This window comes from Streptomyces sp. NPDC047515, from assembly GCF_040643055.1.
Classification (GTDB): Bacteria; Actinomycetota; Actinomycetes; order Streptomycetales; family Streptomycetaceae; genus Streptomyces.
The window spans coordinates 1-15,278 of the sequence record NZ_JBEYTM010000097.1; the positions used below are offsets into that span (position 1 = coordinate 1).

The following is a 15,278-nucleotide window of genomic DNA, read 5'->3' on the forward strand; positions in this document are numbered from 1 at the left end:
CCTCCCGGCGCAGAACCTACGCGGCAGCCCCCGAACCTCACTCCAGAACCCGCGAGAACGCCCGTGCCAGACGATCTCGTGCTAACGATCACTCCACCTGCCAGCGTGAGGACCTCACCGACGCATCACACCAGCCCCGCTGAACTGCGGAAACGAGCTTGGCGGAGCCTCAATGGGGCGGGCCCTACAACCACGCCTGCCGGGGACGAGATGCCTCCCGTTCTCGTGAGCATCGACTTCGGCAGCGGCGGGCCGCATCCCGAAGTGCCGTTTCGCCGTCATTCAATCGAGGCGTTGACAGCGAACCCAGTCGATCAGGCTTCCTTGTCAGCGAACCTGGTCGCTCTTCGGCCCGATGCCTTTGATCCTGGTCGGAGTTCCGTCCGGGGCGAACGAGTGGTGGAAGGTGAAGGCATGCGGCGCGGAGCCGTGGTCGTGGAGGTGCTCCAGCCTGGAAACCCCTTCCTGCCAGGTGGGTATCACGCCGTCGGAGACCCACCAGAACACGTAACTCGGGTGTTCTGTCCTCTCGAACCAGTCGTAACGCCTGTTCAGCGCCTCACGGTGCAGACCGGTGTAGATGGCGTCGAAGGCGGGGCGCAGGTCGGTCCAGAGCGAGAGGGACGCGGCCAGGGCGGTGGTTTCCACCGTACGGCCCTTGCCGTACCAGGTCGGTACGGCGAACTCTCCCCATGCACCCCAGTCCAAGTCGAAGTGTGAGCCCCGTTTGCCGTCTGCTGCTACAGCACGAGCGAGGTATCCGGGGTGCTGGCCGATCTTCCGGTAGATGGCCTCAGCGCTGTCGTGGAACTCGCGCGTGAGAGGTGCGGGATCGGCGAGAGGTGACTTCAGGACGCCGAATGTGTACAGAGCAAGATGGGGCATGCGTCTCTCCCTGGTTGGGGTTGCCTGGTGTGGACCCGGTTCGGTGGCTTACGCACGGGGGCGAGGATTCGTGGGGCGTGACCGACTCATCTCGTCGTGGGTGGCTCAGCCTGAAGGAACCCCTGGGCGACCGCCGAAGGTCAGGTGAAGGTAGCTGTCTCTCCGGGCCATGTCGAAGTTGCGTTTTCCCTGTCCACGTGGCCTCTTGCACAGGTCCTTGCGGGAGTTGGGGCGGTGGCGCTGCCTGCCGTCGTGGAAGTCCGCATCGGCCCGGCAACTGCGGGGAACCAGCATCGACAGCTCCGCCCGAGCTGGTGTGCCGGGGAGACGCCAGCGGCGTCGACTGGGTTGGCTGACGTAGCGACTCGGTTCGCTGTCAAAGGACATGCCGATCTGCTTTCGGGATTCGTGAATCGAGCCACCCTCTCCGCTATTGCGCGGAGTCACCTCAACAACCAACACCAGGAGTCAAATGAGAGATCGCTACAACGCAGCCAGACTTGACAGGGAAGTCTGCTGTCCATGCGCCATAAGGGCGGCAGCAACTCCTTCGCGTCCCGTGGCATTGGCGGCCTCGTGGATCACCGTGACTCCGGGGTTCCTCGCGGCGGCCTGGTAGAGCGCGGCGCCGCCCCTCGGCAGTGCCTCATGGACAGACCTGGTTGTGCGGATCCCACGCAAGCCGGATCCGCCGACCGACGGCGTAAACGGTTGGCCCGGCGTGTTGCCGACTGCGAGACTCGCTCCATGCAACTGATCGTCGAGGACATGGCCGATCGCCTGGCCGAGGTACCCGGTGTGATCGGAGTGCTGCTCGGCGGCAGCCGGGCGCGCGGAGAGCACCGGCCGGAATCGGACTGGGATCTCGGCGTCTACTACCGAGGCGAGCTCGACCTCGCCGCGTTGCGCGGGCTGGCCGGCCCCGATGTGGAGGTGGCCGGCCCGGGCGGCTGGGGACCTTGGGTGAACGGGGGTGCGTGGCTGCGGGTCGACGGTGTGGCGGTGGACTGGATTCTGCGGGACCTGGACCGGGTCGAACAAGTATGGGCGGACTGCCGCGAGGGCCGGTTCGAGGTAGGCGTGCAGCCGGGCCACCCTCTCGGATTCTGGTCGCCCTGCTATGCGGGCGAGGTGGCCCTCGGTCAGGTACTGGCCGACTCGACGGGCGAGCTGAAAAGCCTTCAGCGCCAGGCCGGTGCCTACCCTGAGCCGCTGCGAGAGGCGTTGAGGGCGGGAGCCTGGGAGGCGGAGTTCCTCGTCGACATCGCGACGAAGGGGGCGGCACGGGCGGACACGCTTTATGTTTCGCTCTGCCTCTCCCGGGCCTTCGGTGTCCTGGTCCAGGCGCTGTTCGCCGAGGATCGGCGTTGGTGCCTCAACGAGAAGGGCGCGCTGGCTGTCGCCGAGACGCTGCCGGGCGCACCAACCGATTTCGGCCGGCGAGTACGTCGCCTGCTGGGGGCTCCTGGGGAGACCGCCGAGTCGCTCGCCACCACGGTGGCGAGCGCACGGGTGCTCGTCGAGGAGACCCGTGCCTCACTGGGCCCCGTCCTGCCGGTCGAGTCCGGTTCCTGAGCCGAGGGGTCAGTGACCTCGACGCCCATGGCATTGGATGCCGACCGCGTTGCGAGCCGGGGTCATGAGCGACGGCGATGCACTGCCCCGGCCTTGCCGATGTCCGTGCCGCGAAGAGGGGCCGACTCGCTGAGACACCGAGTCCCCCCGTCGAACCGAGGCGCGAAGGCGCTCATGCCTGGGCGGAGCCTCGGACGGGAGACTCTCCCGATGCCGACTACGTGGGTCTCTCTGATCCTGACAGCCCCGCAGTTCACCGACGCCGATCCGTAGTCCGGGATGCCCACGCTGTGCGCGAAGGGATTCTGAGCGGCGATGACTGATTCCGGTGCTGGTCGCCGGGGCGTGGACGCCGGATGGCAACACGGCGTGCCGGGGTACGAGTTCACGCGCCTGCTCGGGAGGGCCCGCGGGGTGGCCGGTCGTGAGGTGACCGGATTCCTGGGCGGCCGGGACGTGGACGGCGTCTGCCGCGCCGCTGCCACGCCGTGCCACCTGGATCGCCGGGCCCTGCCGAGGGGGCCTGTCCAGTTCCGAAAGCCGGTGACCGGTGGCCGGTCCGGCTGCTGCGGCCTGGCCGGCGACGCCTCGCCGCCAGGCTGCCGATTCGGCGGCGTGGCAGGTGTTGTGCGTCATCGGGTGCCGGTCAGGTGTGAGTGTCCGGACGGGAGCCCCGGCCCGATTCCGGCGGGCCGGGGCTCCGTGTCAGGTGAGTGGTTCGGTCACCGGCCCTCGTGGCGGTGGTCGATCACCCGGAAGCTGCCCACGACACCGTCGTGGACCCACACGCCGCCCCGGACGTGGCCCGGGAAGACGCCGTCGCTGGAGCTGTGAGGTCCTACGGTGGCGATGGGGGCACCGTTGTCGCAGGTGGCCCCGCGGAAGACCTCGACGGTCCGGCGGCTGTCGTTGCGGATGTTGAGGCTCTTGGAGCCGAGGCCGCTGACTACGGTGATGCAGCCGCCCCGCTCGTCGGAGTACGTGCGCTCGTTGATGTGGATCCGGCCTTCGTGGCGCTCCTCCTCGTGGCCACGACGCTCGTAGCCACGGCCCTCTTCGCCCCTGCCCTCTTCGCGCTTGCCCTCGTTGCCCTTGCCCTCGTTGCCCTTGCCGGCGTCGCCGCCGTTGAGGGCCGAAACGGGGGCGGCGGCCTGCTGGACGACGGGGGCGGCCTGGGCCGGCTCGGAGGTGGCGGCCGACGCGTAGGTGATGCCGGTGGCGGCCAGAGCCGCGGCGGCCGCTACCGCGGCGGTAACAACGGTGGAACGGGTAGCCATGTCACTTCTCCTGTCTCAGAGAGGCCGACTGAGCAGCCGACCCGAGATTGAACGTACTGACGGTCCACATACCTGTCATATCGGGCGTGTTGTCGAGAGGGGCCGCATCTCCGATCGAGGGACAAGAAGTACGCCAAATGCTATTTCCTGATAATCTTATTAGTTCCCAACTAGGCCCGAAAATAGTTGAGTTGATGTGTCGTTAGCCTGTCCGGGCGACTTCCTGATTCCCGCTCACCCCGGTGCCTGCGTGTCTGTCTTTGACACTGCCCAAAAACCACGTCACGCCACCGCCCAGAACACTCGCCATCTACGCACCGACCTGCAACAACGGGCCGGACACCTCATGCGAAGGCCTTGAGCGCACAGCGCAGAGACACCACGGACGACCCACAAAAGGGCGAGACGTGGTCGCCTATCCGCACCGACTCCGCCGAGGCAGTGCTGGACATGTTCCATGACGGCAATTCCATCGAGAACCGTCCGGCCCCGACACCATGGGCCGCAGCACAGACCTCCCGACGGCTTGGAGCGACGCGCACTCGACGACGGCGCCCGTCGTCCTGTCGGACACCACCCCAGAAGCGCGTTGAATCATCGGGGCGCGGTCGCCGAGAACCACGGAATACACAATCAACACGGTGAAGGGATGACGATGACGTCGACCCGCATCCACGTGCGCCCTCCCGCAGCCCCGGTCGCGACAGGCCCGCCGTGAAAGGGCCGGCCGGAGCACTGTCCGGCCGGCCCTCGTATGGGTCAGGCCGTATGCAGTGTCAGCCCGTACCGGTTCAGGATCTCGTTGATCGGCTGGTGCCAGGTCTCTCCACCGCCGCTGCAATTGCCCCAGCCACCCGAAGTGACCCCTTGCGCCTGGTCTCCGCTGATGAAGGATCCGCCGGAGTCACCCGGCTCGGCGCAGACGCTCGTCTTCGTCATCTGGTAGACCGCGCCTTGGCTGTAGTTCACGGTCTCGTTCGTGGCCAGTACATTGCCGCAGTGCCAATGGGACGTGGAGCCGGAGCGGCAGACGGAGGCGCCTATGGGTGCCTCCGCGGAGCCCCGGACCAGCTGGTCGGAGACGGCGCCCCAACCAAGGACCACAGGTACGGTCCACCAGCCGTTGCCGACACTGACCCAGGCGTAGTCGTCACCGGGGAAGGACGAGCCCTGGAAGTTGCCGATGGCCGAGCCGTCCCAACCGCTGACCGCCGCGCCCGTCTGGCCGCAGTGCCCTGCGGTGACGAAGCCGCCATGGACGGAGAATCCGATGGAGCACCGGACGTTGCCCGTGTAGTACGGATCCCCGCCCACGGTCCCGGCGGAGAAGGTCCTGGGTGCCTCGGGGGTCTGCTTCACCAGGACGGGACCGGCGTCGCGGGCCCGTTCCACAAACCGTCGGACATCGTTGTCATCCTGTGCGGACGAGACGACGTTCACGACGACCCGGTTGACTTTCGGATCGACATGCCAGCTGCTGACGCCATCCGGCGCGGACAGTGCGTCGAGCCGCGCCTTGGTCGCGTCGAGCTGCCGTGCGCTGTGACTCACCAGCCGGACGTCTGCGCCCGCCGCGCCCACGGCGTCGACCCTCCGGGCGTCGGTGACGGCTACGGTGAGCCTTCCCCTGTCCGGGTCGAACCAGGAACCGGCGTACGCCGTTCCGGCGACCCGTCGCGCTGCGCCCTGTACGGCTGTCGCCGTCTTCTCTGCGGCCAGACGCGCCCTGGCCTGGCGTTCCGTCAGACTGAGGTCCCTGCGCATGGCAGAGATCAGCCCGTCGGACGCCGGCGCCTCGACGGCATCGGCACGGAAGACGGTGGACAGAGAGTTCGTGGACGGAGAGTTCGCGGCGGAGGCGGAGGCGAGACCTACGGTCGCCCAGGCCCCGACGACCAGGGTGGCGGCAAGACTCGCGCGTAAGGCTGTCATGCGTCTCAACGGAATGACCCTTCTGTTGTTCCGAATCGTGGGGAGGAACAGCAGGCGCCCGAGAGGTCTCAGCTGAGAGCGCTCTCAGACTGTGCCGCAACGGACTGTAGCCCAGCAGCATCATCAGGTCCATGCCAATGAACGCTTCGGGCCGCAGCGGGGCCGTGCGCGGGAAATATGATGGCCCTGAGCTCATCCCGGCGCCGGGGAGAACGGTCTCTCGCCAGGCGTGTACGCGCACCCGGCGCAACGACTGCCGCCACCGGACGCGCGACACCCGGCACACCCACTCCTCGAACCTCTCCCGGGCCAACCCGGAACGCGAACCGGCTCAGCCGGCTTGGCCGATCGCGCTGCGCAGCATGGCGACCGTCGTCGCCGCCGCCGCACGCTCCACGGCGTCCTCCGTCGCACGTACCCGCTCCTCCAGGAGCACCGCGGCCGCCTGGAGGACTCCCACCCGGACCGGAACGCTCCGCATGGCCGTCAGTACGGCCGCCGCCTGTTCGGCAGGGGTCGCGGTGGCAGCCTGCGAAATGAAGGAGTCGATCCCGCGCGCACGGTCACGAGGCGGCTGAGCCGCGGCTGTGGTCACCCGAGAAGTCTGCCGCACCCGGCCCCGGGATTCGCTCAACGACCGGACCGGGCCTCCTCCTGCAGTTCGTGGACATGGGCGTGGACTCGCCTCAGCAGCGCCGCCAGCTGGGCCTGCTCCTTGCCGGTCAGGGGCGCGAGCAGGTCCCGCTGGACAGCCATGGCCTCACCCTGCAACTCCGCGAGCACCTTCCGGCCTGCCGGGGTGGGTGTAACGGTCACCCGGCGACGGTCGGCGGTGTCACGCGCCCGGTCCACGAGTCCGACGAGTGCGAGATCGTCCACGATCTTCACCATGTCGCTCCGGTCGATCCCCAACCGTGCCGCCAGCTCCCGCTGGACGTGGGGGCCGAAATCGACGAGCGCCGACAGCACCGCCATGTGCCAGAGCTTCAGATCACGCTCGGCCAGCCGCGACGCCAGCCGGCTCCGCGCGGTCCTGCCGGTCTTGGACAGCAAATAGGTCGTGAGTCCCAGGAGACTGGGCGGGGTCGCGCTCATTGACGACATCCTAGGCCTGCACCAACGATACGCACTCACCCACTGATCCGAGTACGCCATGGACGCCTCGCGTTCCCGCCTGCCGGTCGACGAGTCCGCCGAGCGCTTCTACGACGCGGCAGCCACCCGCTCCCGTGGGGGCGCCACCCCAGCCGGCGGGAGCGGGTGGTTGCAGCCGTACTGACCGATGCGAACCCGGGCGACAGCTGTCCGCGCCCTGCCGGAGCATCGAACAGAGAGGACGGGGGCGCGCCACCGCGCTCCGCCCGCGCGCGACCGGCTCAGCGCATGTCGAAGACGAGACGTCCCGGCACCTTGCCTGCCAGCACCTCGTCGATCGACGTGTTGATGTCCTCAAGGGCTCGGCTCTCACGGACCACACGCGTACGACCGAGCCGGTGCAGCCGGAACACCTCGGCAAGATCCTCACGGGTTCCGACAATCGAACCGATGATCTTCGTACCGTTCAGCACCGTGTCGAAGACGGGCAGTTCCAGCTTGCCTTCGGCGGGCAGCGCCACCAGTACGAGCGTGCCTCCCCTGCGCAGAGCGCCGTACGCGGCACCGAACGACTCGTTGCTCACGGCCAGTGAGATGGCCGCGTCCGCTCCCCCCCAGCCACTGCGCCTCCTCCGCAACGTCCTGGACCCGGGCATCGATGACGTGGTCGGCGCCCAGTTCACGGGCGAGTGCCAGCTTCTCATCGGTGACGTCGACAGCGATCGTCTCGGCGCCGAAGACACGCGCGTACTGCAGGGCGAGATGCCCCAGGCCACCGATGCCCGAGATGAGCGCGCGCGTCCCCGGGCGCGCTCCGGACAGTTTCACGGCCTTGTACGTGGTGACGCCCGCACAGGTCAGCGCCGCCGCGTCCAAGGGGTCGACCCCGTCGGGGACCGGCACCACATACATTCCGTGCGCCAGCGCGTACTCGGCATGGCTGCCGTCCACGGAGTAGCCGCTGTTCCGCTGCTTCAGACAGAGCGTCTCCCAGCCGGAGACGCAGTGGTCGCAGTGTCCGCACGCCTCTCCGAGCCATGGGATGGCCACCCGGTCCCCCACCGCGAGACGGGAGACCTGCGCACCGATCGCTTCGACGACACCGATACCCTCGTGCCCCGGTACGAACGGCGGATCGGGCTTGACCGGCCAGTCGCCCCGCGCCGCGTGGATGTCGGTGTGACACAGCCCCGAGGCCTCCATCCTCACCAGCACCTGGTGGCCGGCGGGCGTCGGCACGGGCCTCTCCTCGACCACCAGCGGCTCTGTGAAGCTGCGGACAACGGCGGCTTTCATGGACACTCCTCCGCTTCGGTCGGGCAGATCGGGCATGTCCGGCTGATCAGCCACCGCCCAAGGGTGCGGAGGTGACAGAAGCCTCGGAACAGGCTATTCCGAACGGCCGGTTTCCACTTCTCCGATCCGCTCTCGCCCCACTCCCCCGTTCCCCGCCCCTCTTCGGCGCCCGGTGCTCAGTGCCGTGCGTCCGATCGCCGACGCCCGAGCGCGGACCTCGCAGCCCGCGCGTACCGCTACCCGCGAGCCCAGTCACGCATGGCGGTCCGTGAGGAGAAGGCGGCGACATCCTTGTCGAGCGGCTGGTCGGTGTACTGATGAATGCGCCAGGACGCCTTGATCCTGGGCTTTCCGGCGGCCGCGTAATCGGCTATCCACAAGCCGTCCCCGGCATACGAAGTCGTGTCGTGATTCAGCCAGAAGTAGCGGTTGCAGTACAGCAGAACCTTGTGCTGAGGACGCAGGCGCTTGACCTCCCGGATGAAGCTGTCCTTCTCGGCATTGCTCGCCCGGGTTCCTTCGCCGTTCTCCTCCCAGTCGACGGCGAGCAGGTCCCCCGCCTTCTCCGGGGCCTTGCTCAGGAAGTACTCCGCCTGAGCCGTGATGTTGCCCGGCCAGAGAAAGTGGTAGAAGCCGACCACGCACTCCGCGTCCCTGGCGCGCTTGACCTGTGAGTTCAGCTGCGGATTGATGTACGAACGGCCCTCGGTGGCTTTGATGAGGACGAAGTCCAGTCCGTCCGTGTCGAAGGACGACTGATACGAGCTGACATCGATGCCGTGCAGCACGGGCACCCCCTCCAAGTGGGCACGATGATTCCGGTTCTCCTCCTGTAGGTGCCCGCAGCCACCCGGTCCCATCCTTCCGGTGAACGAGCGAATCGTTTTGCCCATTTACCGGAATAGGAACCCGCTGAGGGTAGTTGGTGAAGCGGCGAGAGCCCACCACGTACCGCAGGCACCATCGGAAGGTCGGATCCATGAAGATCGGCATCATCGGCGCGGGCAACATCGGCGGTAACCTCACCCGGCGCCTGACCGCACTGGGCCATGACGTTTCCGTCGCCAACTCGCGCGGTCCGCAGACGCTCGTCGCGCTCGCCGAGGAGACCGGAGCCACCCCGGTCACCGCTGCGGAGGCTGCTCGGGGAGCGCAGGTCGTCGTCGTCACCGTCCCGCTCAAGGCCGTCCCCCTTCTGCCCTCAGGGTTCCTGGACGAGGCCGCGGAGGGGGCCGTGGTCATCGACACCGGCAACTACTACCCACAGCAGCGGGACGGCCGCATCGGCGCGATCGAGGACGGTCTGCCCGAAAGCCGCTGGACCGAGCAGCAGATCGGCCACCCGGTGGTCAAGGCATTCAACGGGACGTACGCACAGGACATCCTGGACAACGGCCGCCCGAAGGGCAGCCCGGGTCGTCAGGCATTGCCGGTGGCCGGCGACGACGCGGCGGCCAAGCAGGTCGTGCGCGACCTCATCGACGAACTGGGCTTCGACACCGTGGACGCGGGCGGCCTCGACGAGTCCTGGCACCAGCAGCCCGGCACGCCCGTCTACGGACACCAGGGCGATACCGAGGCCGTGGCCAAGGCGCTCGCCGCAGCGTCCCCGGAACGCACGGCGGAGTGGCGCGCCTGATGTGACGGGGCTTCGCCGGTCGCCGGGGCCGCTGCCCCCGGCCGACTCGACGCGACAGCCCGGCCCGTCTCCGAGGCCGAGGCGGCTCCGGAGACGGGCCAGTTGCTACTGATCGTCGTCCGGACGGGGCGGAAGACTGTCCATGAAGGAGCTCACGGAGAAGACCGCGCGCCCGGGTCCGGGCGGTCCGTAGCCGGGGGGCGAACTGAGGCCGTACTCCTCCATGGTCGCGCGATAGGCGTCGAGCAGGCGGATGTGGTACTCCAGCGGCGCCCCGTCCGGGTTGGTCCTGCCGAGCGGAGTGGTGGGTTCCGGGCACCAGGTGGTGAAGCGCGGGGTGATGCCGTGCGACATGAAGAACCGCAGGCCTTCGGTGGTCGATTCGATGGCTTCCTTCACCGTCGTGAAGCCGAAGGGTTCGGCCATCTCCACGCCCGCGACGAAGTTGGGGATGACATTGCGGGGACCGAAGACCTCGGCGGAGTCCAGGATGCGGCGGTGCCACTCGTCGCGGCCCACGTAGCGCTCCTTGCCGGGGCAGTAGAGCTCGAAGAGCCGACGGTCCCACACCTCGTAGTTGGGGTGGTAGATCTGGATGCCGTAGTCGTGGAAGCGCTGCACGTCGGCCTTGGGCAGAGCCTGGGCGACGACCTTGCCGATCCAGCGGCCCGGGAAGCGCTCCTCGATGGCCTTGGCGTACTGCCCGTAGAAATCGGCCTCGTCACGGCCGCCGATGTGGGAGGTGATCGCGCCGCCGGTGAGGGTGTAGGCGGTGGACGCCTTCGCGGTGTCGTACGTGTCGATGATGGCCAGTGCCTCCAGGACCTCCTCCACCGGCTTCACACCGGTGTAGGGGCGCCCCGCGGCCTTGTGCTGGCGCCAGTTGTGGTTGATGTCGCAGTACTGGCACTCCTCCTTCGCCCCGAAGTACTGGCAGACCCGGAAGACTGTCAAGTAGACGAGGTAGCCCCACTGGATGGTGGGCGCGACCTCCATCACTGACTTGCCGTTCTCCAGGGTGTGCCGGTAGTAGTCCGGCATCGGCGGCAGGCCGACCTCGGAGATCCGCCGGCCGTCGAGGTAGAGCCCGAGCACGCCGTCGTCGTCGGCCGCGACACGGTACGGGGACGCCGGGTTCACCCGTACCGACACCACGGTCCTGCGGAGCTCGTACGGGCCTCCGGTGAGCACGATCTCCTCCGGCGGACGGCGGAGCGCGGCGGCGCCGAGCTCGGGGAGGGTTCCGTGGTCGAACGAGAAGATGAAGTACGACTTCGGCTTGACCTCGCCGCTCTCGTTGTCACTGAGCGCGGACTCGTCGAACGCGACGCCGCCGCGCAGCAGGTCCTCCTTGATGACGGCTTCCCGGGGCACGTGCGGGAACTGCTCCATCAGCCGCTCGATCAGGCGGGTGCGGCTTCCGTCGGCGCGATTCCGCTCCGTGCGACTGAGGTCGGTACTGCTGGACATGTGCGGGACTCCTCGGTCCGGTCGTCGAAGGCGTTCCGGGTACGCCGCAGTGTGCAACGAACCACGGGCTCCGGTGGTGCCCCACGGCCGAGGCCGGTCCGCCCGACTGCGGCGCGGATGGTGTCCGGGCGCACGGCGGCGACGTCCGGCTGCGGAATCACCGCTTCCAGTGCGTGGCGCGGCTGAGCGAGGGCGGGAGCCTCGTCGCCTCGTCACCCCTGGCCGCGTTGAGCTGGGCCTGGGTGAGAAAAAGGCTTCCCGTGAGGTCGGCGCCGGACAGGTCGGCGTCCCGGAAGTCGGCCCCGATCAGATCGGCCAGCCGCAGATCGGCACCCGTGAGGTCCGCCGCGATGAGATACGCACCGCGCAGATCGGAGCCCTGGAGATCGGCGCCCTTGAGCCGGGCCCCGATGAGGTCGGCGCCCCGGTGGTCGCGCTTCTTCCTGCGGGGCGCCGTGGCTCGTACGAGCGTGCTGGTACGGAGCAGGAGGGCGGCGACGTCGTCACGGTGGGCTGCCACGTCCAGCTCCGTGAACGCGTCCGCCGGGAGGTGGGTGAGGCGCTCCGTCTCGTCGAGACTGCGCCGGATCTCCCCGTGGAGGGAGCGTGCTGATTCCAGGGACAGCGCTTCCGTCAGGTACCAGAGGAGCTCGTGGAGCTGTCGCATGACGGGGAAGACCTGGAACATCTGCTGAGCGGTGCGAGGGGCCCGTCGCCAGTCCTGCCCGCCGAAGGTCTCGCCGGAGACCTTCTGACCGGCTCCGAAGCAGTCGTAGACAGTGCAGCCCGGGAAGCCCTGGGTCCGCAATTCGGTGTGAATGCCGCAGCGGAAGTCCTCCCGCAGGTTGTGGCAGGGCTTTCCGGCATCCTTGTTGATCGCGAAGTCCGCGGACCGGGTCAGGGTCAGTGCGACGCAGCACAGGCCGAAGCAGTTCGCACAGTCGGCGCGAAGTGCGTCACGGTCGGTGCGGCCGGCGCCGGTGCCTTGGAGGTGGTCGGACACAGTGCGTGGATCCTCTGGGCTATGGATGGAGTACGAAACCGCCGGACGGTCAACCCTAGCGGGATCCGTCACCCGTACGCGCCGATTTCATGATCGCTCCCGGGTGATCCGGCACCCGTAGCGTCCTCCTCGCCCCGTCACTTCGGCGAAAGGAGCGCCTCTTCATGCCTGCACGTCCGTTGTCCGGCTTCGCGTCCCCCTCGGCCTCCCGCCGAAGTTCACTCCTGCGCAGCCTGGTCGTCACCCTCCTCCTTCCTCTGCTCACGCTCGCGGGCAGTGCGCTGTTCACGCCTGGGACGGCTCTGGCCGCCCCTGCCTCCGCACCGTCGGCCGGTGTCGTGCACTCGGCCGTGTCCGCTCCGGCCGCGCCGTGCACCAGCAGCGATCCGGTCGTCTGCTCCATCCGGGAGATGACCCCGGAGCAATGGGCACAGGCGCGCGAGATCCGGATCCTCTACCACGAGTTGCTCGACCCCATAGCGGGTCGAGGACCGGATGCGCGCCGAAGGCCGTTCCGACGAGGAGATCGCCCGCGTACTCGTCGCCATGCGCAACGAGGCCAAGGACATCACCCGTGCGGGCATGTCTCCGGAGGCCGTGAAGGCTCTTGAGGCACGCAACATGGCGAAGTACGGCAACCCGCTGGGCCCGACGGCCGATCAGCAGTTTGCCAAGTACGGAAGCTGGGCGGCGGTCATCGACGCTGCGACCCGCAGCAATGCGGCGATCGACCAGGAGCTCGGCCCGGAGCCGCGTCGCTGATGTCCACGACAGTGCTGCAGGACTACGACCGTCATGGCCGCGTGTGGGCGCTGGACCCGGCCTCCGGGCTGCTCGTCCCGGCCTCCAGGCGCTGTCACGGCTTCGTCCATGTCCTGCCGCACGGCACCGGCGCCTTCGCCGCCCTGTACGCCGACGACGAGGCTCTGTGGCTCCAGTTCGGTGAACGCCGATGGAATGGTGAAGAGGTGACCGTCCGGCACGTGCAGCGACCGGACGGCACCCGCATCGTCACTGTCGACCATCCGTCCGGACCGAGGTGGCAGGCACAGCTGCCGCCGCCGGACACCGGCCCGTACGATCCGGCCTACGACTGGACCGACACCCTCGCGGACAATTTCTTCCTCTGGGCGGACGAGCAACTGTCCGACCCACATCGCCGGGCCGTTCTGCGCAACCACTATCGGCGGGGCTTCGCCCCTGTGTAGAGCCGGTGCCCCCTTCCGGCCACAGCACTGGCGGCGGAGCGCACACACCGGGATCAGACGCGTGGCGGAGGATGGGTCTCTCCGCCGACGCGGCCGTGGTGTTGCTCGGCCGGGTCGACACCCCTGGCGCCGAGGGCGATGCCGAGGCCGAACTCGCGCGCGACTGCTTCGAGCAGGCGGGCCCGACCTGGGCCGTTGTCTCCATGGATCAGCAGGAAGCCGATGCGTTGTTCCAGGCGCGGCGACCGGCCCACCGGCACTCGAACGGCTCGGCCCGGTCCTGACCGAGGATGTCTGCGTGCCGCGGACCGCGGTGCCCGAGATGCTGGCCCGGATCGAGAAGGCAGCGGCCCGGCACGACATTCTGGTGGCCGACATCGCCCATGCCGACGACGGCATTCTGCGTCACCTGATCATCACTCCGTCCGGTGGCGACTGGGCGCGCGCCCGCGCCCAGTCGCCCTTCGAGGACATCCTCGACGAAGCGATCGCGCTCGGTGGAACCGTGACGGGCGGGCACGGGGTGGGGCTGCTGAAGCTCCGCGGGCGTGACCGGGGCGTCGCGTGCGGCGGTGTCGGCATGATCCGGGTTCACCGACCCGCCTCGCCGGAGCGGCTGTCAGTGGGGCGACGCACACTGGCAGCAGCAAGGCACGGGCGGAGGGGCGTCGATGGACAGCGAGAACGAGACCGGTTTCGAACCGGTCACCGGGGACGGGCCGACGGCCCCGGTACGGGATGAGAGGCGAGCCGCTTCGGTCCGTACGGCGTTCGAGGGAATGCTGCAGATCCGGCGGCTGACGAACACCGGGCGCGGCAGTCCGGAGAGCGTGCCCGCGCGATGGGAGACCCTCCGGCCGATACGGGCCATCGCCCTGGCCCTGGAGGCATCGGGCCTGGCCGCCTCGGCCGTTGACGACTCAGGCCTGCGGATCGCGACGGGCTATCGCCTGGAGCAGGGCGAGTCGCCGAGCAGCGTAAGGGTCGAGTGGCTCGGCCCGCCCGGCAGTGGGGCCGCCCACGCGGAGGAGGACGAGTTGGCCCGGTGCGCGGCTGTGCTGCGGGAGTTGGGCTGGACGGTGTTGCTGTACCGCGGACCACGCCGCAGAAGGTTTCTGGAGGTCGAGCCACCGGCCGGGGTCAGGCCGCCGAACGGCGGCTAGGGCCTTTCGTGGTGGCGGCCACGCCCAGGCGCGCTCTACTGCTGGGTCGCACAGGAGCCATGTGCGGAGCCAGATGGTGAGGTCTGCTGCGGTTGCGGTGCCGAGGTGGACGTAGCGGTGCTTGTCGTAGCGGGTGGCCGCGGATCGCTAGGAGCGCCCGCCCCGTGCTGGTGTGCGCGCACGATGATGGAGTCGACCGAGACGTCCCGGTCGACCTCACCCGCGGAGTCCGCCGTGGCCTGGACCTGCTGGAGCAGACGCTCCTGGGTTCCGTCGGCCGACCACGGCCGATTGCGCTCATAGACCATTTCCGCGGCCCGAACCGTTGGGGCGGGTCACGCCAGTACATGCCGCCCCGCACCCCGTGCGGGATCCCGTCGATCATCCGCGGGTGGTCCCGCCACCTGCCACAACGCCTGTTGCTCGCCGACAGAAGCGGTCTCATCGTTCCCCTTCGGCATCCCGCGGATCGCCCCGCCCCAGGTTCACATCAACGATACGAGCCCGGAGTGGTCACATGATCGGCCGGACACGTCCGAGCCACCAGTCGGCGTCGGACCGCCGAAGGGCGTCGGCGGACGGCCTCGCGCCGCGTGGGCCGGCGTTGTCAGACCCATGGGGGATGCTGGTGGGTCCGAGACCTCTGACCCGAATCCGCAGGTAGTGCGGGGTATGCGACAGCTGATACAGCGACAGGTGCACTTTGCCGGTGAGAAGATCGAGGTTCCTACGCCT

The 15,278-nt window shown here is 68.6% G+C and carries 13 protein-coding genes and 2 pseudogenes; 6 read left to right on the forward strand and 9 right to left on the reverse strand.

The window, feature by feature from the left end:
* Positions 1–327: 327 nt before the first annotated feature.
* A complete protein-coding gene (locus ABZ826_RS37140; protein WP_361458693.1) occupies positions 328–885 on the reverse strand; it encodes a DUF3291 domain-containing protein in 558 nt (185 codons plus the stop codon).
* Positions 886–1,632: 747 nt separating this feature from the next.
* On the opposite strand from ABZ826_RS37140, the gene ABZ826_RS37145 reads away from it, so the two are divergent.
* Positions 1,633–2,460: a nucleotidyltransferase domain-containing protein gene (locus ABZ826_RS37145; protein ID WP_361458695.1), complete on the forward strand. Its 828-nt coding sequence runs from the start codon at positions 1,633–1,635 to the stop codon at positions 2,458–2,460.
* Positions 2,461–3,182: 722 nt separating this feature from the next.
* On the opposite strand, the gene ABZ826_RS37150 is transcribed toward ABZ826_RS37145, so the two are convergent.
* The 6 genes and pseudogenes from ABZ826_RS37150 to ABZ826_RS37175 all read right to left on the reverse strand — a co-directional run bounded on the left by ABZ826_RS37150 (position 3,183) and on the right by ABZ826_RS37175 (position 8,848).
* Positions 3,183–3,737, reverse strand: coding sequence for a hypothetical protein (locus ABZ826_RS37150; RefSeq protein WP_361458697.1), 555 nt, complete (start codon positions 3,735–3,737; stop codon positions 3,183–3,185).
* Positions 3,738–4,496: 759 nt separating this feature from the next.
* Positions 4,497–5,669 (reverse strand): S1 family peptidase, encoded by a 1,173-nt coding sequence (locus ABZ826_RS37155; RefSeq protein ID WP_361458699.1) that lies wholly within the window; start codon positions 5,667–5,669, stop codon positions 4,497–4,499.
* A 331-nt stretch (positions 5,670–6,000) separates the two neighbouring features.
* Entirely contained in the window at positions 6,001–6,264 is a 264-nt protein-coding gene (locus tag ABZ826_RS37160; protein WP_361458701.1) for a hypothetical protein, read from the reverse strand.
* 35 nt (positions 6,265–6,299) lie between these two features.
* Entirely contained in the window at positions 6,300–6,764 is a 465-nt protein-coding gene (locus ABZ826_RS37165; protein WP_361458703.1) for a MarR family winged helix-turn-helix transcriptional regulator, read from the reverse strand.
* 281 nt (positions 6,765–7,045) lie between these two features.
* A pseudogene (gene adhP, locus ABZ826_RS37170) lies at positions 7,046–8,060 on the reverse strand (alcohol dehydrogenase AdhP).
* 236 nt (positions 8,061–8,296) lie between these two features.
* Positions 8,297–8,848, reverse strand: a complete 552-nt coding sequence (locus tag ABZ826_RS37175) for a glycoside hydrolase family 25 protein (RefSeq protein WP_361458717.1) — start codon at positions 8,846–8,848, stop codon at positions 8,297–8,299.
* Positions 8,849–8,985: 137 nt separating this feature from the next.
* On the opposite strand from ABZ826_RS37175, the gene ABZ826_RS37180 reads away from it, so the two are divergent.
* Complete coding sequence (locus ABZ826_RS37180) at positions 8,986–9,699, forward strand: NAD(P)-binding domain-containing protein (RefSeq protein WP_361458705.1); 714 nt, start codon at positions 8,986–8,988, stop codon at positions 9,697–9,699.
* Positions 9,700–9,804: 105 nt separating this feature from the next.
* Here the strand turns inward: ABZ826_RS37180 and ABZ826_RS37185 are convergent, their stop codons facing one another.
* Positions 9,805–11,169 carry a radical SAM protein gene (locus tag ABZ826_RS37185; protein WP_361458707.1) on the reverse strand — a complete coding sequence of 455 codons (1,365 nt, stop codon included), beginning with the start codon at positions 11,167–11,169 and terminating at the stop codon, positions 9,805–9,807.
* A gap of 157 nt (positions 11,170–11,326) precedes the next feature.
* Positions 11,327–12,172, reverse strand: coding sequence for a pentapeptide repeat-containing protein (locus ABZ826_RS37190; protein WP_361458709.1), 846 nt, complete (start codon positions 12,170–12,172; stop codon positions 11,327–11,329).
* 495 nt (positions 12,173–12,667) lie between these two features.
* On the opposite strand from ABZ826_RS37190, the gene ABZ826_RS37195 reads away from it, so the two are divergent.
* The 4 genes and pseudogenes from ABZ826_RS37195 (at position 12,668) to ABZ826_RS37210 (ending at position 14,543) form a co-directional block, all read left to right on the forward strand.
* Entirely contained in the window at positions 12,668–12,934 is a 267-nt protein-coding gene (locus ABZ826_RS37195; RefSeq protein ID WP_361458711.1) for a hypothetical protein, read from the forward strand.
* On the forward strand, positions 12,934–13,380 hold the full coding sequence (locus ABZ826_RS37200) for a hypothetical protein (protein WP_361458713.1): 447 nt from the start codon (positions 12,934–12,936) through the stop codon (positions 13,378–13,380). Before ABZ826_RS37195 ends, ABZ826_RS37200 begins: the two co-directional genes overlap by 1 nt.
* Before the next feature lie 53 nt (positions 13,381–13,433).
* Positions 13,434–13,936, forward strand: a pseudogene (locus ABZ826_RS37205) (FAD-linked oxidase C-terminal domain-containing protein); the annotation flags it as partial.
* A 115-nt stretch (positions 13,937–14,051) separates the two neighbouring features.
* Complete coding sequence (locus ABZ826_RS37210) at positions 14,052–14,543, forward strand: hypothetical protein (RefSeq protein ID WP_361458715.1); 492 nt, start codon at positions 14,052–14,054, stop codon at positions 14,541–14,543.
* Positions 14,544–15,278 lie beyond the last annotated feature (735 nt).

What these genes read in the sequence shown, in the direction of transcription:
- ABZ826_RS37165 (WP_361458703.1), bottom strand. Translation starts at nt 6,764, where the DNA reads ATGAGCGCGACCCCGCCCAGTCTCCTGGGACTCACGACCTATTTGCTG.
- ABZ826_RS37145 (WP_361458695.1), top strand. Translation starts at nt 1,633, where the DNA reads ATGCAACTGATCGTCGAGGACATGGCCGATCGCCTGGCCGAGGTACCC.
- ABZ826_RS37140 (WP_361458693.1), bottom strand. Translation starts at nt 885, where the DNA reads ATGCCCCATCTTGCTCTGTACACATTCGGCGTCCTGAAGTCACCTCTC.
- ABZ826_RS37195 (WP_361458711.1), top strand. Translation starts at nt 12,668, where the DNA reads ATGCGCGCCGAAGGCCGTTCCGACGAGGAGATCGCCCGCGTACTCGTC.
- ABZ826_RS37155 (WP_361458699.1), bottom strand. Translation starts at nt 5,669, where the DNA reads ATGACAGCCTTACGCGCGAGTCTTGCCGCCACCCTGGTCGTCGGGGCC.
- ABZ826_RS37210 (WP_361458715.1), top strand. Translation starts at nt 14,052, where the DNA reads ATGGACAGCGAGAACGAGACCGGTTTCGAACCGGTCACCGGGGACGGG.
- ABZ826_RS37185 (WP_361458707.1), bottom strand. Translation starts at nt 11,169, where the DNA reads ATGTCCAGCAGTACCGACCTCAGTCGCACGGAGCGGAATCGCGCCGAC.
- ABZ826_RS37200 (WP_361458713.1), top strand. Translation starts at nt 12,934, where the DNA reads ATGTCCACGACAGTGCTGCAGGACTACGACCGTCATGGCCGCGTGTGG.
- ABZ826_RS37150 (WP_361458697.1), bottom strand. Translation starts at nt 3,737, where the DNA reads ATGGCTACCCGTTCCACCGTTGTTACCGCCGCGGTAGCGGCCGCCGCG.